Source organism: Stenomitos rutilans (assembly GCF_059505485.1).
The window spans coordinates 19613-38383 of the sequence record NZ_JCACKR010000073.1; the positions used below are offsets into that span (position 1 = coordinate 19613).

Below are 18771 nucleotides of genomic sequence, written 5' to 3' on the forward strand. Positions count from 1 at the left end.
GAGGGAACCAAGCCAGCGACACAGTTACAACCTGCGATCGCTGCATTCAAGTAATTTCTTGCACAGTAAAGATTCTGTTACCAAACCGCACCACCCGACGGACATACATTCTTCAAGCGACACCTAAGCTAAAGCATGATTGGTTGTCACCCGATTTGATTTAACCAGTTGTCATTGCCGTTACTTGCTCCCGCTCTCAAAGGCTTTTGATTAACGTAGTCAATCTCGTTGCCAGCCAGAGCCGCAGCACTTAGCTTTCGCGTGCATGTAGTCCACCGATCGCCACAATCACGACGGTAATATTGTCTCGCCCCCCGTGGTTTTTAGCTGCATCAATCAGCGCGATCGCGGCTCGTTCGCAAGCGCGAATCGACTTCAGATGTGAGGCAATGAGTTGGTCAGAGACTTCTTCAGTCAGGCCATCGCTGCACAACAGGAGGCGATCGCCCCCTTGTACCGCCAGCGATTGCACCTCAATTTGATGCAGATCTTCTCGCCCCAGGCACTGCGCCAGCACATGCCGCCACGGGTGAACACGCGCTTGGTCAGGGGTCAGTTCACCCACCTTCATGGCTCGCGCCACCCAGGTATGATCTTCGGTAATCTGGTCTAACTTTGCGCCACGTAAGCGGTAAAGCCGTGAGTCGCCCGTGTGGGCACACCAGACCTGTTCATCTCGAAAAACCACAACCACTGCTGTTGTGCCCATATCAGAGCGTTCTGGATGGCTGCGCTGATCGGCCAGAATAGCTTGATTGGCCTTAAAAAATGCACCTTCCAGCAGCGATCGTGAACTCTCAGCCGTCTCCCAATGGTCAGTCAAATGAGTTTGAATCGCCTGAGTCGCTAGACGACTTGCTTCCTGTCCACCTGCATGCCCACCCATGCCATCTGCAACGATAAAGAAGCGCCCATTCGCATCAATATAGTAAGCATCCTGATTTACAGAACGCAAAAGCCCCACATCCGTAAGACCCGTGAAAAAGCGTTTCATAAATGGACTTTGCTTTCGTCAACGACCATTGCAAGCTAGGGATAGAAGCACCATTATGGCATCCGTTCCGATCGATCAAGGCGCATCATGAGTCGAATGAAAGCAATCGCGGCAACAACGGCAGCGGCAGCAGGTAACAATGCCCACCAAGCGTATCCTGTCGCCAGCAAAATGGTCGCCGAAAGGGTAAACGCACACACCAGCAGCGTGTAATTTGTTCCCATGTTAACGCCACTGAGTCGTCGGAGAATGCGATCGGTCTCAATCGATCGTATACGCACCCGGACATCGCCCCGTTCCAGCTTATCCAGGGTGTCTTCAATGCGGCGTGGTAGCCCCAAAGCGGTACTGCTGACCTGAGCGGCCTGCCGTCCAAACTCACTCAAAATACTGTTTGCATCGGATGATGGATTGCCGTTAGCCATAATTTGCGTTGCAAAAGGTCTTGCAACCTCCATAAAGTTAAAGTCTGGATCAAGCCCTTTACCCACGCCTTCCAGCGTTGAAAAGGCGCGCATCACAAAGGTAAACGTCGCTGGAAACCGAAACGGTTGCCCGTAAGCAATTTCATACAAATCATCGCTGATTGCGCTCACCGATTGATTTTCAAACGGCTTATCCATGAAGTTGTCCAGCATGAACTGCACTGATCGCCGCACAGGCCCCATATCCTCCGCTTCCGCCAGCGCACCCAATGACACCAGGGAAGCCACGACCCGATCGCCATCTTTCTGCGCCACCCCAAAGAAGACCTCCAGCAGCTTCTCGCGGGTGAGAATCGAGACCTGACCCATCATGCCGAAGTCGTAGAAAATGAGCGATCCGTCAGGACTCACTGCAATGTTGCCAGGGTGAGGATCGGCATGAAAAAAGCCATCATTCAGCAATTGATGGAGATAGGCTTTCGCGCCCATTTGCGCCAGTGATTTGCGATCGAGACCTGCGGCTTCTAGTGCTTCGTAGTGGCTAATTTTGATCCCCGGCAGGTACTCCAGGGTCAATACGCGCGGTGATGCATAACGCCAGTAGACACGCGGCACACAAACCCAATCTTCATACCGAAAATTGCGCCGAAATGTGTCTGCATTACGCCCTTCATTGAGGTAATCGACTTCCTCGTACAGAATTTTACAGCACTCATCGTAAATGCCTAACCAGTCGCGTCCTTTACCCCACTCAGGATGATTTTGAAAGTAGCGGGTAATGCCCTTCAAAATGGCAAGATCAATCTTAAAGAGCTTCAGCAAACCAGGGCGCTGCACCTTCACCACTACTTCTTCGCCAGAATGAAGTTGCGCTCGATGCACCTGACCCAAACTCGCTGCGGCTAACGGAATCGGATCAAAACTCTGAAAAAGCTGCTGAATGGGTTTCCCAAAATCTTGCTCAATAATCGCTTTCGCCTGCTCATAGCTAAACGCAGGCACTCGGTCTTGCAGCTTGGACAACTCTTCCACGTATTCGGTGGGAAAGAGGTCAGCACGGGTAGAAAACAGTTGACCGACCTTGATAAACGTTGGCCCTAAATCGAGCAGCGTATCTCGAATCCAAATCGCCTGCTTGCGTCGCCGTTGCCGTTGCTTCTCCTCGGTCATACCACCGGGGTAACTCCAGGGCCTCTTGTAAAGCCATTGCGCAAACAGCAATAGCCACACAAACGACTGAATATCGTATGTGCGACCCAGGCGCGAATAATTTTCGCGGCTCCACCGATAGGATTTGTCGCTGTAAGCCTTTGGCTTCGACTGGCGAAAGCCCCGATCTGACGACAGGTCTGCGGGTGCTTGTCTAGCACGAACGGCCTGCTCATACTGGTGCACTACAGCTTCTTCAGCAGTGACGGCTTCGGGAACATCAGCATCTGGTAAGCCCGTATTGCTTGTATGAAAAAACGCATTATCCGATCGGGATGCAACTGTATGACCACTGCTCCTAACCGCAATAGCTTTACCATTTACGCCGTTTACATTTGTGCCGTTTAGTTGGTCGATCTTGTAACCTGGCACCCGGTGATTCGCCAACTCATCTGCATCCTTCTGGTGCATTGAGGCACCGTCAACAGGCTCCGCAGATTGCTGTAAGGGGTCGGAGTCGTGAGAAAAAACAGACACTCGAATTCCTAAAGTTTTGTTTTATGTAACTGAGTGTAACTGATTTATCAGGTTGAAATCTGGATAAAGGCGGCCAGTCTAAGCCAAGCTACTGCTACGGTAGCGCTTTAGCTCAGCGCGAAGTTGAGCGACCTCTGCTCGAAGTTCATCGATCGTAGCCTGTAAATCGGTTGGTTGAGTCCCGACGGGCACGATCGCCGTGGTAGAACGCGCTTTTCTAGCGGCCTCTGCGTCTCGTTGGGCACGTGCCAAGACCTCTTCGGTAAATTGACGCAACCGCTCGCGCTGCTCTGCATCAAATTTACCCAATTCGCTCAGCGTATCGGTCAAAACTCGCTCTGTTTGTTCGTAAACAGCTTCAGCCAGTGCTCTGCCAATAAAGAAAGCATCAAAGGGACCACTCATAGAAACTCTCTGCCAGAAAACTGCCATGTTTACCCAAGATTATAGCCTGCTTGCCTGGGAGAGCGCGATGAGACTTAAGGTCTAATTTGCTGCTCAGAGGTGGTTGATGGTGCTGATATTTGAACTGTTGCATTCTTTGCAAAACTTCTTCTTCATTTTGGCAAGTTGACATAGACTGGTTAGCCTAGACCGGGGTTTAATTTGTGCTGGCTTTGTCTATTTAACCCCTTCTTCGCACAAACGTGAATCTGCGCCTGTTTATTCCTTTTTTTGATACCTCGGCCCAGGGTTGGTCATCTGAGGCACGCTGGCTACGCTGGCTGACGTTTCTATGGCTATTGCTTGGGTTGACGGTTTTGTTTTCTGCATCGTATGCAGTTGCGGATGCCGATCGGGGCGATGGGCTGTATTACTTCAAGGTGCAAATCCTTTGGATTTTGGTCGGGATGGTAGGGTTTAACCTGGTCGTGCATTCACCGCTGCGCTACATCGTTGGTGTTGCCGATTGGTTTCTAGTCGTGATTCTGGGATTAATTTTAGTCACAGCGCTTCCTGGGGTGGGCACGTCCGTCAATGGTGCAACTCGCTGGCTTTTTCTCGGCTCGTTTCAGATTCAGCCATCAGAACTCATTAAGCCCTTTTTGGTGCTGCAAAGCGCTCGCATCTTTGGACAGTGGGATCGACTGAAACGAGGCACACGGGTGCTCTGGCTAGGGATTTTTGGGTTAGTGCTGATCGGGATTCTGCTACAGCCAAACCTGAGCACGACAGCGCTGTGTGGAATGCTGCTTTGGTTTGTGGCACTGGCTGCGGGCTTACCATACTCCTACATGGGCGGTACAGCACTCGCAGGGATTTGTCTGGCCGTACTCAGCGTCAGCTTTAGAAGCTATCAGCGCCGCCGCATTCTATCGTTCCTGAATCCGTGGGCAGACGCAACAGGGGATGGCTACCAGTTGGTGCAAAGCCTTTTAGCGGTAGGCTCTGGTGGCAATTGGGGTGCGGGCTTTGGGCTATCGCAGCAAAAGTTGTTCTATCTCCCCATTCAGTACACCGACTTTATCTTCGCGGTGTTTGCAGAAGAGTTTGGCTTTGTGGGTTGTTTGGTGCTGATGGTGATGCTGTTAGCCTATGCAACACTGGCGCTACGGGTAGCTATAAAGACACAAAATTCAGTGTATCGCTTAATTGCGATCGGCGTGATGGTGTTGATAGTGGGGCAATCGCTGCTAAACATCGGTGTCGCTACAGGAGCATTACCCACGACAGGCTTGCCGCTGCCCCTATTTAGCTATGGCGGCAGTTCGATGATTTCGAGTCTTGTGTCAGCAGGTCTGCTGATCCGAGTAGCGCGTGAAAGCAACGAAGCCCAAGTTGTCCGCCTCGACGATCGCCGACTACAGGGAAAGGGAGCAGGGCGATCGGAGTCACCGAGACGAGCAACTTGAGGCAGGAAGCAGCGAAGGTAGGGGAAGCGGTGGAGGCTAAAGGTAAGAAGATTGGCTTCTGAATCCTGAACTCAAAACTCAGAGTGGCAAACAAAAGCCGACCGCTGATCACTCAATTAACTTAAAACTCAAAACTTCCTCCGCTCCCTCTGCATCCCCCGCTCCCCTTGCCTTCTCTGCTTGCTCCCCTCCCTCCCTTACCGCTCTGCCACCACTGGCTCACGCGCCGACATTTGAGTCACCGCTGTTTCTGCTTCAATGCCATAAACTTCGCAAGAATTGTTGGGACTTTCAATCAGTTTGACTTTGTAAAGCTGTGCGCCAATGTTGCGGATGGGCTGTTGCAGCAGCGATCGAATCTGTACGGCGATATTCTCAGCCGTTGGCACGACTTCAGCAAAGTAGGGAATGTCTTTGTTCAAAAAGGTGTGGTCGAAGGGTTCCACGACGTAATCATCCACTGCCTTTTGAAAAGCAACAAGGTCAGCAATCATGCCTGTGCGGGGATCGATCTCACCTTTGACGGTGACTTCGAGATGATAGTTGTGCCCATGCCCATTGGGACGAGCGCATTTGCCGTAAATTTCGCAGTTTTCTTCGTAGCTCAGGTCGGGACGGGCAAGGCGATGCGCGGCACTGAAGTGAGTGCTGATGGTGAGATAGGCTTCCATATGGTTTCCGTAGTAGTCTGCCCAAAGTTCAGGGTGTTCAAAAAGCTGAATGCGGACGATCGGCAAGTGAGGTGTAAGTCGCTGCCAGATGGTACGCGCGATCGCTTCGGTCGTCGGTAGCGTTTCCCGAAATTCAGGCCACGCATCGTTAAGGAAGGAGAAATCGAGCTGGCTGGTGACTTCACGTTTAATAACCTGCTTCACGTCAGACAGGTTCAACACCATGCCGTATTCATCTAGCTCACCTGCCATCGACACATAAAGGACATAGTTGTGACCATGACCGGGCGATCGAGCGCAGGCACCAAATTGCTTAAAATTCTCAGCCTCGCTCAATTCTGGCAACCAGTACCGATGGCTGGCAGAAAACTGGGCGCGGCGATCGATCGTGCATTTCATAGGTAGGGAAGCAAAAAGAAAATATTAAGTTCCGTTAACGAAGCTCTCTTCAGGATAAACCACATTGCTGCTGACAAGCTTCATTCCGTTGTGGTCTCTGTCAGACAAGTTGCGACCATACAAGTTGCGATCGTGCTACTTGCCTGCGCTCAAAACCCGATCGGCTGTTAGCATCAGCGCTTCAAATTGTGACTGGATGAGCATTGCCCCTGTGTACTCAGCGGCTTCATAAAGTCCAGCTACTAAAGTCAGGACGGTGACATTGGCTTGGGGTGGGTTCACAATCCAATATTCAGAGACACCTCTAGCGGCATATTCAGAGCGCTTGTAACGGTAGTCTCGCTCCTCATTAGCTTTGCCAGGAGAGACCACCTCGACAATCAGCACAGGCGGCGGCATATCGCGTGTAATCGTGCCGCGTCGATTTCCCAAGACCGCTGCCAAGTCTTCAGATAGCACCATCAGGTCAGGTACACGGACTTGTGCTCGTGGTCCCATCACTTCAAGCTCCGTGTCCTTATGGCAGATGCAGTCAGCAGGGATGACTTTAGCCAGTTCAAGTGCCAGGAAAAATGAAATCTGTGAGTTTAAACGGCTTTCTGGCGGCATTGCGACTAATTTTCCTGCCACCAATTCGTAAAGTGTATCAGTGCCATCGTCGTAGTCTAAGTATTCCTCGAAGGTGAGCCGCTTTCCGATCGCCGCTTCAGTCATAGCGCAGCCTCTTAAATGCCTTATTGCTATTGTAGGGGAGCAATTTGAGGGAAGAGTTTTAAGTTATGAGTTTTGAGTGCAGTAGCCATCAGCGGTCAGCTATCAGCTTTTTAGCCTTCATCCCTCATCCTTTAGCCTTCATCCCTCATCCCTAAAACCACTCCAAAAACGTTTGTAGCAACAGCCACAGGTTCAGGCTGACAATGATCAAGGCAACGGCCCAGGCCAGCACTTTGAGCCAGGTAGGATTGACGAATTCGCCCATGAGCCGACGATCGCTCGTAAACAGTACCAGTGGTACCACAGCAAACGAGAGCTGCAAGCTAAGAATCACCTGACTGAGCACCAGCAGATTGCCTGTGCTGTGTTCGCCAAAGAAGACGATCGCAATCAGAGCAGGCACGATCGCCAGCAACCGTGTCGCCAGACGACGCAACCAGGACGGCAAGCGGAGCCGCAAAAAGCCTTCCATCACAATTTGACCTGCTAGCGTTGCAGTCAACGTGGAGCTTTGACCAGAGGCCAACAGCGCCAGCCCAAAAATGGCACTGGCAGCGCTTACACCCAGCAAGGGGGATAGCAGCTTATACGCCTCCTGAATTTCCGCGACTTCCTGATACCCATTGGTATGAAAGGTTGCCGCCGCCACAATCAAAATGGCTGCGTTGATGAATAGTGCCAGCGTTAGCGCCACCGTCGAGTCGATCGTGCCAAACCAGATTGCCTCTCGTCGTTTTTGAGGCGTTGGCTCCCAGGCGCGAGTCTGGACGATCGCAGAGTGCAGATAGAGGTTGTGGGGCATGACCGTCGCCCCAAGGATACCGATCGCAATGTAGAGCATGTCAGGATTGCGTAAAATCTCGTGATTGGGCAAAAAGCCCTGCACAATACTGCCTGCATCAGGACGCGAAAACAGAATCTCAGCGGCAAAGCACGTCCCGATCGTGGCAACTAGCATGATCACAAGCGCTTCGACATAGCGAAAGCCTTTGCTTTGCAAAAAGAGCAAGCCCAGTACATCCAGTGCTGTGATACACACCCCCCACAGTAGCGGTAGCCCAAACAGCAATTGCAGGGCGATCGCGCTGCCCAACAGTTCAGCAAGGTCACAGGCGGCGATCGCAATTTCGCACAGCACCCACAGCACAACGCTCACTCTGGGACTAAAGGAATCTCGACACATTTGCGCCAAATCTTTTCCTGTGGCGACGCCCAAACGCACACAAAGCGATTGCAGCAAGACAGCCATCAAGTTGGAGAGCAAGATCACACTCAGTAAGGTATAGCCAAACCGGGAACCGCCCGCCAGATCAGTTGCCCAATTGCCAGGGTCCATGTACCCAACCGAAACTAAATAACCTGGTCCCGCATAGGCTATCATTTTGCGCCAAAAGCCTTTGACTGTGGGGATAGGAATACTCCGATGCACTTCTGGCAAGCTAGGAGCATCACTGGCCCTAGAGGTCACATTATCGTTAGAGAATGACATTGGCTCAATTTCATAATCCTTTCATAATCAAGCTTACCATTCTCATTTGCCCTGTCTTCATACCCTTGGTAGGAATTGCAGCAAACGGTTAAGCACTCAGATAGTGTTGTTGCTAACAAGGTAAATTGGCTCGACTTGGACACAGAGTCTCTTTCCTTTTCAAAAGCAGCAAATCGCCGTGGCACGCCATAGAAAAGCTGCCGCGACTTCAAAAGCAGAAGGCACGGCAGCATGTACGTTTGGAGTCCCTGAAACCTAATGCGTGGCAATCAGATTTCAGAGTGCCATCTTCATAAAGCTTGAAGACAACACCATGCTGTTTCTAACCCGCCTTCTCCTGGCACGCCAGCATTTGAGAGGATCTTTATGGTTTGATTACGGATAATAGCAATCAGCAATCAGGCGTCAGCCGTCCACTGTTCAACTTCCTTCTAAAAACCAACAACCAACAACTAACAACTTCTTCAGCCTTTTTCCGCCGCACAATCTTTTTACTCAACTGCACCGGGTTGGGGCTTGTTAAACGCAAGCAGACCGTGTAAAGGTAATGGCATTGTTGCGATCGCCGCAATTGCCAACGCTATCTGTCCTTACTAATACGCTGATGGCTGAGCCGTTAATCGAACTAAAGGGAGTCTCCAAAGCCTTTGGTAGCCGCGTTATTTTAGACCGTGTTGACTTGACGCTTTATCGAGGGGATGCACTTGGCATTATTGGCCCGTCGGGCACGGGCAAATCGACGATTCTGCGCATTATCGCAGGGTTGGATGTGCCAGACGAAGGCGAGATTTTTGTTCAGGGGCAACGGCGAGTCGGGTCGGTCGACGATGCCCCTGATCCAATTGGCATTGGGCTGGTGTTTCAGCAATCGGCGTTGTTTGACTCGCTGACGGTAGAGGAGAATGTCGGCTTTTACCTCTTGCGGCACTCCAAGCTGCCACGACAGCGGATTCGACAATTGGTAAAAGATAAGCTGGAGATGGTTGGGTTGGCGGATATTGGCGATCGCTACCCGTCTCAACTTTCGGGTGGCATGCGGAAGCGAGTCAGCTTTGCCCGTGCCATCATTGCAAATCCGGATAATCCGCGCGATCGCCCGGAAGTACTGCTGTACGATGAGCCAACCGCTGGCTTAGACCCGATCGCTTCCACTGTATTGGAGGATGTCATCCGGCAGTTGCAGTGCGTGAACGTTGGCTGTAGCAGCTATGCGATCGTGACTCACCAGGAAAGCACCGTGCGGCGTGCGGTTGATCGTCTGGTCTTTCTGTATGAGGGCAAAATTCAGTGGCAAGGGACCGTCGAAGAGGTTAAAACAACCGACCATCCCATGATTCGACAATTTGAGAGTGGCAGTACAGAAGGCCCCATTCACGCAACGGGTTGATGGTTTGAAGTAGTGTGAGGATAGTGTATGCAGAATTCCACAGGCAGCAGACGACTTTCGCGATCGCTCCGAGAAAGTTCTCTGGGGCTGTTCGTTTTGTTAGCAGTAGGGCTGTTTGTCTTGCTGGTCGTCTGGTTGCGTGGCTTCAGTCCAGGTAAGCGCAGCTACAATGCCTTTGTCGAATTTGATAATGCAGGCGGCATCAAGCAGGGCACACCCGTTGCTTACCGTGGTATTAGAGTGGGCGAAGTCGTGGGAGTGAAACCACAGCCCAGAGGTGTGGTGTTGAAGGTGAAAATCTCCCCGTCTGATCTGCTGATTCCCAGTAGCGCGGTCATTGAAGCTAATCAGTCCGGTTTAATTGGAGAACCGTCGATCGACATTTCGCCGCTCCAGGATCTGCCGCCAGGTGAGATTGCTCAACCGCTCGATCGCAACTGCAATCCCAGCATCATTATTTGTAATGGCTCCCGGCTACAGGGTCAGGCGCGGCTCAACGTGAACGAGCTGATCCGGGCGGTGCTTCGCATTGCCAATCTAGTCAGTGATCCAGAATTTACCGCCAACGTAAACTCGGTCGCAAAAAATGCGTCCAACGCGGCGGCAGGCATTGCGAAGCTGAGCCGTGAGGTTTCTAAACCTCTCAAATCGGTTGCACCCACGCTGGATGAATTTCGCCTTTCGGCCCGTCAATTGGGGATAACAGCCCAGGAAGCAAATCGGCTGCTGGCAACCAATCGAAATTCACTCACCACGACTTTGAGCAACGTGAGTGAGGCAAGCGGTGAATTGAAGGGTGCGATCGCCAGCCTCGCCCCCGTTTTGAATCAAGTCAAGCGAACTGAAGTGCTCCGCAACTTGGAAACGCTCTCGGCCAATGCAGCAGCGGCTTCGGCCAATTTGCGCACCTTTTCGCAAGATTTTGGCAACCCTAACAATGTCCTGTTGCTTCAGCAAACCCTGGATTCGGCTCGATCGACCTTTCAAAACACGCAAAAAATCACCTCCGATCTAGACGAGTTGACGGGTGATCCCAGCTTTCGGATTAATCTCCGCAAACTGATTAATAGCTTAAGCAAGCTCGTCTCTTCGACCCAGCAACTCCAAAAGGAGGCAGAAATCGCTCGTTTGCTGGCCCCAATTGCGGCAATGGATGTCTCTGCTAATCCGCCAGCCGTTAGCCCAACCTTAGCACCCACGCCAGCGGCACCTGTTGAGGTTCAACGGGCTGAACCTAAGCCAGCCACTTCTGAGGTGCAAGAATAACCCACCTTCCAGGTGCAAAAATAGATAGGAGAGGCAGCAGAGGGACGATCGAGATGGCAGCAAGACGCATCATTCCGGGTGGATTAGTCACAATCGCTGTCCTTACAGGTTTCCTTACAGGCTGCGATTCATCTTCGTCTTCAGACTTTCCACCGTCCATCGATCGCCCGTTACCCAGTGCTAGTGTGTCTAGTCCCTGGCAGTCGGCTCAATTAGTGCGCACCATTACCAAAGCGGACGAACCCATCCATCAGATTGCCATTAGCCCAGATGGTAAGACGATCGCCAGCGGCAGCATTGAGGGGTTTGCCGATCTATGGGAACTCAGCACAGGCAAGAGGCTGCGGGACTTCAGTGTTCGTTCCAGGGTAGAGTCGATCGCCCTTAGCAAGGATGGGAAAGTCCTGGCAACGGGTGGCGATGACGGCAAGGTCAGACTCTGGCAGGCCAGCACCGGGCAGTTTATACGATCGGTGGCAAAGTACCCGTTTCCCGTGCAGTCGATCGCCTTTAGTCCCGATGGCACAATCCTTGCTACCAGCAGTTGGAAAAAAACTGTGGAACTCTGGAATGTAGCAACGGGGCAATTGCTTCACACCTTGACCGGGCATAACGATACCGTCAATGCAACTGTTTTTAGCCCGGATGGTAAGACGCTAGCCAGCGGTAGTTATGACGGCACCATTCGGCTCTGGAACCCGGCCACTGGAGAACCCATTCACACCTTTGTGGCATACAAACGCCCGGTTTATACCCTTGCCTTTAGCCCCGATGGCAAACAGCTCATCAGCGGCGGCGATAACACCATCAAACTTTGGGATATGGAAACGACCCAACTGCACGCAACGTTGATTGGACACTCCGATGTGATCACCGCCATTGCGATCGCCCCTGATGGACGCACGATCGTCAGCGGTAGCCGCGATAAAACCATCAAGCTATGGGATACAGCAACCGGAAGGCTGATCAAAACCCTCTCGGATGACCCTATTTTTACGGTAGTCATGACACCCGACGGTCGAGCGATCGCCAGCACAGGCAACGATGGCAAAATCAAGCTCTGGCAACCTGTTCAGTGATTTACAGCGGTTCTCAATCGGGTCAGCCACAGCTATATCGAGATGGGTGCAGGGTGCAGGGTATCGGGTGTGGTGAATGCAGATGCAAATAGCTGTAACTAGCGGTTAGCGATCGACTTTCAGCACCAAACTTGCTCACTGTTTGAAGGTCTCACCTACACTAGAGGTATGACATCTGGGATTGAGACTCTACCAGTAGAGGTTGTGCATCTCATTGCAGCGGGAGAAGTGATTGATTCCCTGGCGGCAGTGGTGCGAGAACTGGCAGAAAACGCGCTTGATGCTGGTGCAACCCGCATTACGATCGCACTTTCGCCTGATCAATGGCGGCTACGGGTAGCGGACAACGGTGTCGGCATGACGCTATCCGACCTGAAGCAAGCCGCCGCCCCTCACAGTACCAGCAAAATCCGAGACAGCCATGATCTTTGGAAAATTACCAGCCTGGGCTTTCGAGGCGAAGCTCTCCACAGCCTTGCCCAACTCGCCGATCTAGAAATTTTGAGCCGTCCAGCAGGGTCTAGTGAAGGCTGGCAAGTGCAGTACGACGTACAAGGAGAGCCACTGCGGTTAGAGCCTGTTGCGATCGCACCTGGCACAGTTGTCACAGTCGATCGCTTGTTTGGTCACTGGGTTGCCCGTCGTCAGGGCTTGCCACCCTTAGCCCAGCAGATGCGAGCCGTACAAGCTACCATTCATCAACTGGCGCTCTGTCACCCACATGTCACCTGGCAGGTGCAGCAAACCGATACTCGCAGCGAAACACCCCGTGATCGGGATTGGTTTCAGCTTTGGGCTGGCACAACCGCACGGCAAATCTTGCCCCAAATGCTGCGCGATGTACAGGCAGACGCTTTGCAGGAGTTAACGCTAGAAATCACCGAGTTTGAAAAGGCTAAAGGATTAAGGATGAAGGATGAAGAAAGTCAATCCCCCTTTTATCCTTTATCCTTTAGCCCTTATCCTTCTCTCTATCTCCTCCTTGGCTTGCCCGATCGCTGCCATCGCCACCGTCCAGATTGGATTCGCGTGGCAATCAATGGTCGCTTTGTACAAATGCCAGAGTTAGAGCAGACCATTCTGGCTAGCTTTCGGCAAACCGTGCCGCGCGATCGCTTCCCCGTTTGTCTCGTGCATCTCCAGATTTCCCCAGAGCACATCGACTGGAACCGTCATCCTGCCAAGGCCGAAATTTATCTGCATCACCTTAGTTTCTGGCGAGAACAGGTTGCTAGCGCGATCGACCAGGCGCTTCGCCTCAGCCCGATGAACCTAGCCGATACTCTCTATTCGCAGCGAGTTGGCACGCTGTTAAAAGCGGCTGAAGCTGAAAGTGGGTATGGCGAGAGAAAAATTCAGGAAGTAGGGAAGGCAGAGGGAGCAGGAGAGGCAGAAGGCAGGGAAGCACGGGAGGCAGGGGAAGCAAACGCAACTCAAAACTCAACACTTGAAACTCAAAACTCTCTTCGCCCCACTCCCTACTCCCCACTCCCCACTCCCCTCAAAGCCCTCGCCCAGGTACACAACACTTACATCCTCGCCGAGCATCCTACTGGCGTTTGGTTGGTGGAGCAGCACATTGCCCATGAACGCGTGCTCTATGAGCAGTTGTGCGATCGCTGGCAGCTTGTATCTCTCGAACCAGCAATCATTTTGAATCAACTGGCGGTGGCTCAAGTAAAACAACTGCAACGACTGGGCTTAGACGTTGAACCTTTTGGCGAAGCCGTGTGGATGGTGCGATCGGCTCCTGCTATCTTGGCACAGCGAGACGATTGCACAGAAGCTCTGCTAGAACTCAGTTTGGGCGGAGACTTACAAACGGCGCAGGTGGCTACAGCCTGTCGGAGCGCCATCCGCAACGGGACACCGCTCACCCTCCACGAGATGCAAACCCTACTCAATCAGTGGCAGCAAACCCGCCATCCGCGCACCTGCCCTCACGGTCGCCCCATTTCCCTCACGCTGGAAGAATCATCGCTATCCCGCTTCTTTCGTCGTCATTGGGTGATTGGGAAGAGTCATGGGATTTAAGGGGTAGGGTATGGGAGTAGGAGGGACGATCGCGTCCACCATGAATGAGCGATAGTCCCTCAATAGCAAGCTCAAATCAGGGTCTTAACTGGCGTAATAGAAGCGCTCATGGACAACCTTGCCATCCGTCCACTTTTGAACCGAGACCTGGTCGTAAGTACGCTTGCCCCAATCGGCATGGGTGTAGTCTAAAAACCACTCAGAAATAATGACATCATCGCCATAGGCAACGCTTTTCACCTCGGCTCCACGAAACTCGGTCAGCTTTGAGAAAAACTCTAACTCTCGCTGACGGTTTGCGTCTTTGCCAACCGTAGGCGGATTGTCATTTTCTTGCATCACCACATCATTTGCGTAATATTGCTCGAAAACATCCATCGCTTTACCTTGCAAGACTTGATTTTTGATGTCTTCAAAGGTTGCTTTCAGATCGGTCGCCATTTGAGAATCTCCTTTTATTGATGTTTGCAATGATCTAGAACGTAAACTAGCGCTGGAAGCACAGAGAAAACGCTCTCAAGCAAGCCTGTAGGCCGTTTGCGCCTGAAGCTACCCTGCTGGTTCCCCACTGTTTACTCATCGACTGTACTAACTCTTACAATCTACTTAAGATATAACACGTGAACTGTTCAAATGCAAACTGTTTTAGCAAAAATCTTTTTTGATTAGCGCTACAGCCTTAGCAGCAGGACTGATTTCACTTCAAGGCAACCGTATTCGTGCCGGGTTGGTCGCAGGCAGCCTATACGATCGATTTACAGACTATGGTTCCTTGGCGACTCGCACGACAGACGTAAAGTTTTATGGTTTGCAAAAAGGGTCGCATCGCGTAGAGTTAGTCAGTACTGGTGCTTCGCCGACTTACAGTTGAAGCGATCGCCTGACGGAATGCGCCAAGACAGCCACCGCGAGTAGTCCGCTTGATCGGGCTGATGCATCCAAGCTCCTAGTACTTAACGGCACAATTGGTTCGTTAGCCCCGTCCTCAAATTAGGTTGGCATCTGTTCTCAAGTCGCTCAGGCGTTAAACATTCGGTGGCATTGCAATGAAGCGTTGGTTAATGAAAGGTTCGTTTTACTTAAATATGGCGCTGCTGGCGCTGCTACTGACGATCGCCCTTCAAGCTGGCCTGTTTGAGCGCTGGCGCGATGCTTTGCATGCACCTGCCAACATGAGTTCTCTAGTAGCGCTGGCAAGTGGGCAACCTAAACCAGATACTGTCACCGCTATTCCCTGGTGGCAAGACGAGGTGCAGTACCGACTTAACATCACTCGCAATCAGCAGTACAACAACTGCGTGTTTGGCGATTCCATCACATCAGGGCTAGGGAACACGCTAGGCGATCGCACCTTCAACTTTGCCCTCAGCGGCATGAGCAGCGTTTCCTTGCTCGAACAACTGCGGCGAGAATGGTCGGTTGGCGTTCGTTGCAACCAGGTCATCATTGCGATGGGCACCAATGATGCTGAGTACATTATTAGTAACAATCAGTTTGTCACCAATATGCGGCAGGCGATCGCGCTCAGCCGACAACTGCAAGCCAACCGCATTGTCCTGTTGCCTGCCTTCTACTCCACCATTGCTGCTAGTCAGAACATCGACATGGCAGGGCCGATCGCCCGTGTCAATGAGATCAATCGACTTTTGCAACAAGTTGCCAGCAGCGAACAGGTCAGCTTTCTCAACGGCAGGCTGCAACCGCTATATCAAGGGCAGGCGCTCCGCGAAGATCTAACCACTGACGGCGTTCACTTGAATGCAAAAGGGCGCATTATTTATCGCAATGTCCTACTCCAACTGCTGCGATCAGCGTGAAGGTAAGCAGCCTGGTTAGGTGGATTGCTTCTGGCTCAACTGACCCAACAGTCTGAACCACAGTGTTCGCAAACTCCATCGCTTGACTGTCCTCCCAGTTGCGCGATCGTAGCTCTCATAGGCACGCTGGTACTGCCCCAGGTAGTAAAACGCCACACCACGAAAGGTCAACGCCTCCCAATCATGGGGATGCAAGACTAGAGCCTGCTCACAGTTTGCCAGAGCATCTTGATACCGTTCTAAATGAATCAAAACAACGGCTCGAAACGTCCATGCCTCATGTTGAGTGTCATCAGCCGCGATCGCCCGGTCAAAGCAAAGCAGCGCTGCCCCGTATTGACCCAGGTTTGCCAGTGCAACTCCTCGACCATACAAGGCCGCAAAATGATCATCTCGAATCTGGAGTACACGGTTATAGCAAGCGATCGCCTCGCTATAACAATGCGTTTCTGCCAGCATCAGACCCTGACGAGCCTGAACCTCAATATACGTCTCAATTTCGGACGCTCTGTTCTTGGCAAGCGATCGCCGTTTCATAGTAATGGGGGAAGTTAATGTTTGCGCCTGTCATACTCATGCCATGCTGACCATATCAATAAAGCCGAAGCTGGTAGAGCCGCCGCTGAAACATCTGACCGCACCTATTTCTAACATACCCAATCTTAAAGCCGACTCAACGGTGCGTGTGTCGTTCCAACGCTGGAAACAACAACTTGTATACTACCAGTCTTTCCGCCATTATGCAGCACAGCGAGAAATTTATCTCCTGGGTTTGGTTGAGCAGGAGGCGGAGGACAGAGAGCAGAAGGTAAAAGGGAGCAGAAGGCAAGAGAAGCAGGGGAAGCAGAGAAGGCAGGGGGCAATTCGCAACTCAAAACTTCTACGCTGACGGCTGACCGCTGTAGCTTGCTTCCCGCAGGGTTAGCTGACCGCTCTTCCAACTCAAAACTCAAAACTCCCCTCCCCACTCCCCAACACTTTAAAGAAAAAAGCCATCCCTTCTCACGAGATGGCTCACTTATTTCACTCTTTGGGAGACAAGCCAGAACGCAAAATGAATCCTGGCAAGACTGGATTAGCTGAGGGCGGCGTGGCTGCGATCGTAGGTCGCCTGAAGCACGGGGTTAAAGGTTTCTTGAATCCGCTCCCAATGGCTAGCCGCCGTAGCAGACATGCCAACTTCAGCCGCCGATCGTACCAGCATCACTTGTTGCCGTTTCTTCATGGCGCGATGATGATTCATTGTAAGTGCCCGTGCTTGCTCTTGAATGGATAAAGCAGGAACTTTGGCATGATTTACAACGGCTGGTTCCGCTGCGACGGGTACAGAGACACGTTGCACGGTATAAGAGAACCCACGATAAGTCAGCACTGTCCCAGCGGGAGCACCAGGGCTAGCAGATGCCGCTTGAGCGGATGGATCAACCGTGTAAGTAGCACCGCGATAGGTGAGAATAGCACCCAAAGCTCTGGCTCTAGAAGCTTCAGCCAAACGATGCTTTGCTCCACGCGCTTGTAGAGAAGAAGGGTTAAAGTCGTAATCAACGTTGCGATAAGAGAGTTTCATATTTCGCCTCCTGGATGATGTGTTGCGAGAGGCGCGTTCCTTCGGGATGACTCCCTACTTCCGTCCGGTTTCTGTTGTGGAAAGACCCGTTTGAGCCATGAGCCTTAGATCAGAAATCGAGATGAACGATTTACTTTTCTGTATCTAATCATACAGTTTTAGACCAGAATCGTCAATGTTTATATAAGTTCATCTTTCTATGGTCGATCGACGATTAGGATGCTCTCAAGTTCTTTGTAGTCAAGCCTCAGCATTGTCAGGCATGATCGAGAATCTACCGCAAGGCTTCTGGGAAAACCTGTTTATTGGCGTTACAACGGCTGTAAAGCAGCGCCAAACCGCACAAACGTGTCAATGCAAGAAGGTGTTGGTGAAATGATGGCTTATACCGATTTGGCTAAAACTTTAATCAAAAAGACGAGGGCACGAGAAGATGCGCTTGGGCTCCGTGACGACACCTGTCGATCGCGCTTTTTCTTGCAATCTGATCCAACAGCTAAGGTCATTGTCTTCTTCCACGGCTTCACAGCCGCACCAGAGCAGTTTGTTCCCATTGGCGAGGCATTTTTTCAGGCAGGCTACAACGTCCTGATTCCGCTGCTACCAGGGCACGGGCAGGCAGGCGACTGGAATGACGATCACCCACCACCGTTGCCAGAAAACCCGTACATCTACCAGGAGTTTGGGCGCAATTGGTTAGAAAACGCTCAAGCCTTGGGCGATCGCGTCGTTGTGGGAGGCTTGTCGGGTGGCGGCACGTTGAGTGCCTGGTTAGCACTGGAATGTGCTCAGCAGGTCGATCGTAGCCTACTGTTCGCGCCCTATTTAAGCGGTACAAACACTCTAGTAGACTGGGTCGTTGAACGCATGAACGTTTATTTTGAGTGGAAGGTAGCACCTGGAAACGTCGGCTTTGGGTACGGTGGCTTTCAAATGCCAGCGCTGCGGGTATTTTTGGACATGGGCCAGGAGATTCTCGATCGTGCAAAAGTTCAGCCTGCTGCACCAATGCTCATTGTGTCGAGTGCGGACGATCGTGCCGTTGACAGCGAAGAACATCAGCAGTTATTTCACTCTGCGCTACCACTCCAACCCAAGTGCTGGTACCACTGCTTCGATCGTACGCTGGCGATTCCACACAACATGATGACGAAAGCAGAAGGGTGTCCTCATCCAGAACTGCCAATCGCCATCGCCAAAACCTATGCAGAGAGCGACCTTCTGTGGGATGAAATTACCGCACTCAGTAAACGCTGGCAACAGGGAGAAACACTAGAGGCGATCGTGACCCAACTCGACTTGAGTCAGCGTCTTTCGCCCGATCGAGCAGCGGTAATCACAACCCTAAAGCTTTTTACTGGGGAAATTTGACCATTTTAGGGACGTTAAT

General features: G+C 51.8%; 19 protein-coding genes and 1 riboswitch. Of the genes, 10 read left to right on the forward strand and 9 right to left on the reverse strand.

Annotated features, from left to right (window positions below; translation table 11 throughout):
* Window positions 1–250: 250 nt before the first annotated feature.
* From AC5JLP_RS13355 to AC5JLP_RS13365, 3 genes are all read right to left on the reverse strand, one after another.
* Entirely contained in the window at window positions 251–994 is a 744-nt protein-coding gene (locus AC5JLP_RS13355) for a PP2C family protein-serine/threonine phosphatase (protein ID WP_496068406.1), read from the reverse strand.
* 53 nt (window positions 995–1047) lie between these two features.
* Complete coding sequence (locus AC5JLP_RS13360) at window positions 1048–3105, reverse strand: ABC1 kinase family protein (RefSeq protein WP_496068407.1); 2058 nt, start codon at window positions 3103–3105, stop codon at window positions 1048–1050.
* A 78-nt stretch (window positions 3106–3183) separates the two neighbouring features.
* Window positions 3184–3510: a DUF6825 family protein gene (locus tag AC5JLP_RS13365; protein WP_496068408.1), complete on the reverse strand. Its 327-nt coding sequence runs from the start codon at window positions 3508–3510 to the stop codon at window positions 3184–3186.
* 242 nt (window positions 3511–3752) lie between these two features.
* Between AC5JLP_RS13365 and AC5JLP_RS13370 the strand changes: the two genes are divergently transcribed.
* Window positions 3753–4958 (forward strand): FtsW/RodA/SpoVE family cell cycle protein, encoded by a 1206-nt coding sequence (locus tag AC5JLP_RS13370; protein ID WP_496068409.1) that lies wholly within the window; start codon window positions 3753–3755, stop codon window positions 4956–4958.
* 197 nt (window positions 4959–5155) lie between these two features.
* Here the strand turns inward: AC5JLP_RS13370 and AC5JLP_RS13375 are convergent, their stop codons facing one another.
* The 3 genes from AC5JLP_RS13375 to AC5JLP_RS13385 all read right to left on the reverse strand — a co-directional run bounded on the left by AC5JLP_RS13375 (window position 5156) and on the right by AC5JLP_RS13385 (window position 8231).
* Window positions 5156–6028 carry a 6-carboxytetrahydropterin synthase gene (locus tag AC5JLP_RS13375; protein WP_496068410.1) on the reverse strand — a complete coding sequence of 291 codons (873 nt, stop codon included), beginning with the start codon at window positions 6026–6028 and terminating at the stop codon, window positions 5156–5158.
* A 135-nt stretch (window positions 6029–6163) separates the two neighbouring features.
* A complete protein-coding gene (locus AC5JLP_RS13380; RefSeq protein ID WP_496068411.1) occupies window positions 6164–6742 on the reverse strand; it encodes a Uma2 family endonuclease in 579 nt (192 codons plus the stop codon).
* Between the two features lie 151 nt (window positions 6743–6893).
* Complete coding sequence (locus AC5JLP_RS13385) at window positions 6894–8231, reverse strand: Nramp family divalent metal transporter (RefSeq protein WP_496068412.1); 1338 nt, start codon at window positions 8229–8231, stop codon at window positions 6894–6896.
* Between the two features lie 604 nt (window positions 8232–8835).
* Here AC5JLP_RS13385 and AC5JLP_RS13390 point away from each other — a divergent pair.
* The 4 genes from AC5JLP_RS13390 to mutL all read left to right on the forward strand — a co-directional run bounded on the left by AC5JLP_RS13390 (window position 8836) and on the right by mutL (window position 13997).
* Window positions 8836–9618: an ABC transporter ATP-binding protein gene (locus AC5JLP_RS13390; RefSeq protein ID WP_496068413.1), complete on the forward strand. Its 783-nt coding sequence runs from the start codon at window positions 8836–8838 to the stop codon at window positions 9616–9618.
* A gap of 27 nt (window positions 9619–9645) precedes the next feature.
* On the forward strand, window positions 9646–10884 hold the full coding sequence (locus tag AC5JLP_RS13395) for an MlaD family protein (RefSeq protein ID WP_496068414.1): 1239 nt from the start codon (window positions 9646–9648) through the stop codon (window positions 10882–10884).
* A gap of 53 nt (window positions 10885–10937) precedes the next feature.
* Window positions 10938–11963 carry a WD40 repeat domain-containing protein gene (locus tag AC5JLP_RS13400; RefSeq protein WP_496068415.1) on the forward strand — a complete coding sequence of 342 codons (1026 nt, stop codon included), beginning with the start codon at window positions 10938–10940 and terminating at the stop codon, window positions 11961–11963.
* Window positions 11964–12131: 168 nt separating this feature from the next.
* A complete protein-coding gene (gene mutL, locus AC5JLP_RS13405; protein ID WP_496068416.1) occupies window positions 12132–13997 on the forward strand; it encodes a DNA mismatch repair endonuclease MutL in 1866 nt (621 codons plus the stop codon).
* Between the two features lie 84 nt (window positions 13998–14081).
* Here the strand turns inward: mutL and AC5JLP_RS13410 are convergent, their stop codons facing one another.
* Window positions 14082–14438 carry a SnoaL-like domain-containing protein gene (locus tag AC5JLP_RS13410; protein ID WP_496068417.1) on the reverse strand — a complete coding sequence of 119 codons (357 nt, stop codon included), beginning with the start codon at window positions 14436–14438 and terminating at the stop codon, window positions 14082–14084.
* Window positions 14439–14658: 220 nt separating this feature from the next.
* On the opposite strand from AC5JLP_RS13410, the gene AC5JLP_RS13415 reads away from it, so the two are divergent.
* Window positions 14659–14868, forward strand: coding sequence for a hypothetical protein (locus AC5JLP_RS13415; protein ID WP_496068418.1), 210 nt, complete (start codon window positions 14659–14661; stop codon window positions 14866–14868).
* A gap of 175 nt (window positions 14869–15043) precedes the next feature.
* Window positions 15044–15814 (forward strand): SGNH/GDSL hydrolase family protein, encoded by a 771-nt coding sequence (locus AC5JLP_RS13420; RefSeq protein WP_496068419.1) that lies wholly within the window; start codon window positions 15044–15046, stop codon window positions 15812–15814.
* Window positions 15815–15829: 15 nt separating this feature from the next.
* Here AC5JLP_RS13420 and AC5JLP_RS13425 read toward each other — a convergent pair whose 3' ends face one another.
* Window positions 15830–16351 carry a tetratricopeptide repeat protein gene (locus AC5JLP_RS13425; RefSeq protein ID WP_496068420.1) on the reverse strand — a complete coding sequence of 174 codons (522 nt, stop codon included), beginning with the start codon at window positions 16349–16351 and terminating at the stop codon, window positions 15830–15832.
* A gap of 43 nt (window positions 16352–16394) precedes the next feature.
* Between AC5JLP_RS13425 and AC5JLP_RS13430 the strand changes: the two genes are divergently transcribed.
* A complete protein-coding gene (locus AC5JLP_RS13430; RefSeq protein ID WP_496068421.1) occupies window positions 16395–16703 on the forward strand; it encodes a hypothetical protein in 309 nt (102 codons plus the stop codon).
* A gap of 186 nt (window positions 16704–16889) precedes the next feature.
* On the opposite strand, the gene gifA is transcribed toward AC5JLP_RS13430, so the two are convergent.
* Window positions 16890–17381 carry a glutamine synthetase inactivation factor IF7A gene (gifA, locus tag AC5JLP_RS13435; RefSeq protein WP_496068422.1) on the reverse strand — a complete coding sequence of 164 codons (492 nt, stop codon included), beginning with the start codon at window positions 17379–17381 and terminating at the stop codon, window positions 16890–16892.
* Window positions 17382–17411: 30 nt separating this feature from the next.
* Window positions 17412–17511: riboswitch (Glutamine riboswitch) on the reverse strand.
* Window positions 17512–17580: 69 nt separating this feature from the next.
* Here gifA and AC5JLP_RS13440 point away from each other — a divergent pair.
* Both AC5JLP_RS13440 and AC5JLP_RS13445 read left to right on the forward strand, forming a co-directional pair.
* The gene (locus tag AC5JLP_RS13440; protein ID WP_496068423.1) at window positions 17581–17760 is read left to right on the forward strand and encodes a hypothetical protein; all 180 of its coding nucleotides are present in this window, start codon (window positions 17581–17583) and stop codon (window positions 17758–17760) included.
* Complete coding sequence (locus tag AC5JLP_RS13445; RefSeq protein WP_496068424.1) at window positions 17736–18752, forward strand: alpha/beta hydrolase; 1017 nt, start codon at window positions 17736–17738, stop codon at window positions 18750–18752. Before AC5JLP_RS13440 ends, AC5JLP_RS13445 begins: the two co-directional genes overlap by 25 nt.
* Window positions 18753–18771: the final 19 nt, after the last annotated feature.

Excerpts from the sequence above, each read along its gene's own strand:
- AC5JLP_RS13420 (WP_496068419.1), top strand. The coding sequence starts at position 15,044 with ATGAAGCGTTGGTTAATGAAAGGTTCGTTTTACTTAAATATGGCGCTG.
- AC5JLP_RS13380 (WP_496068411.1), bottom strand. The coding sequence starts at position 6,742 with ATGACTGAAGCGGCGATCGGAAAGCGGCTCACCTTCGAGGAATACTTA.
- AC5JLP_RS13430 (WP_496068421.1), top strand. The coding sequence starts at position 16,395 with ATGCTGACCATATCAATAAAGCCGAAGCTGGTAGAGCCGCCGCTGAAA.
- AC5JLP_RS13390 (WP_496068413.1), top strand. The coding sequence starts at position 8,836 with ATGGCTGAGCCGTTAATCGAACTAAAGGGAGTCTCCAAAGCCTTTGGT.
- AC5JLP_RS13355 (WP_496068406.1), bottom strand. The coding sequence starts at position 994 with ATGAAACGCTTTTTCACGGGTCTTACGGATGTGGGGCTTTTGCGTTCT.
- AC5JLP_RS13445 (WP_496068424.1), top strand. The coding sequence starts at position 17,736 with ATGCAAGAAGGTGTTGGTGAAATGATGGCTTATACCGATTTGGCTAAA.
- AC5JLP_RS13425 (WP_496068420.1), bottom strand. The coding sequence starts at position 16,351 with ATGAAACGGCGATCGCTTGCCAAGAACAGAGCGTCCGAAATTGAGACG.
- AC5JLP_RS13440 (WP_496068423.1), top strand. The coding sequence starts at position 17,581 with ATGGTCGATCGACGATTAGGATGCTCTCAAGTTCTTTGTAGTCAAGCC.
- AC5JLP_RS13365 (WP_496068408.1), bottom strand. The coding sequence starts at position 3,510 with ATGAGTGGTCCCTTTGATGCTTTCTTTATTGGCAGAGCACTGGCTGAA.
- AC5JLP_RS13395 (WP_496068414.1), top strand. The coding sequence starts at position 9,646 with ATGCAGAATTCCACAGGCAGCAGACGACTTTCGCGATCGCTCCGAGAA.
- AC5JLP_RS13385 (WP_496068412.1), bottom strand. The coding sequence starts at position 8,231 with ATGTCATTCTCTAACGATAATGTGACCTCTAGGGCCAGTGATGCTCCT.
- AC5JLP_RS13410 (WP_496068417.1), bottom strand. The coding sequence starts at position 14,438 with ATGGCGACCGATCTGAAAGCAACCTTTGAAGACATCAAAAATCAAGTC.
- AC5JLP_RS13400 (WP_496068415.1), top strand. The coding sequence starts at position 10,938 with ATGGCAGCAAGACGCATCATTCCGGGTGGATTAGTCACAATCGCTGTC.
- AC5JLP_RS13375 (WP_496068410.1), bottom strand. The coding sequence starts at position 6,028 with ATGAAATGCACGATCGATCGCCGCGCCCAGTTTTCTGCCAGCCATCGG.
- gifA (WP_496068422.1), bottom strand. The coding sequence starts at position 17,381 with ATGAAACTCTCTTATCGCAACGTTGATTACGACTTTAACCCTTCTTCT.
- mutL (WP_496068416.1), top strand. The coding sequence starts at position 12,132 with ATGACATCTGGGATTGAGACTCTACCAGTAGAGGTTGTGCATCTCATT.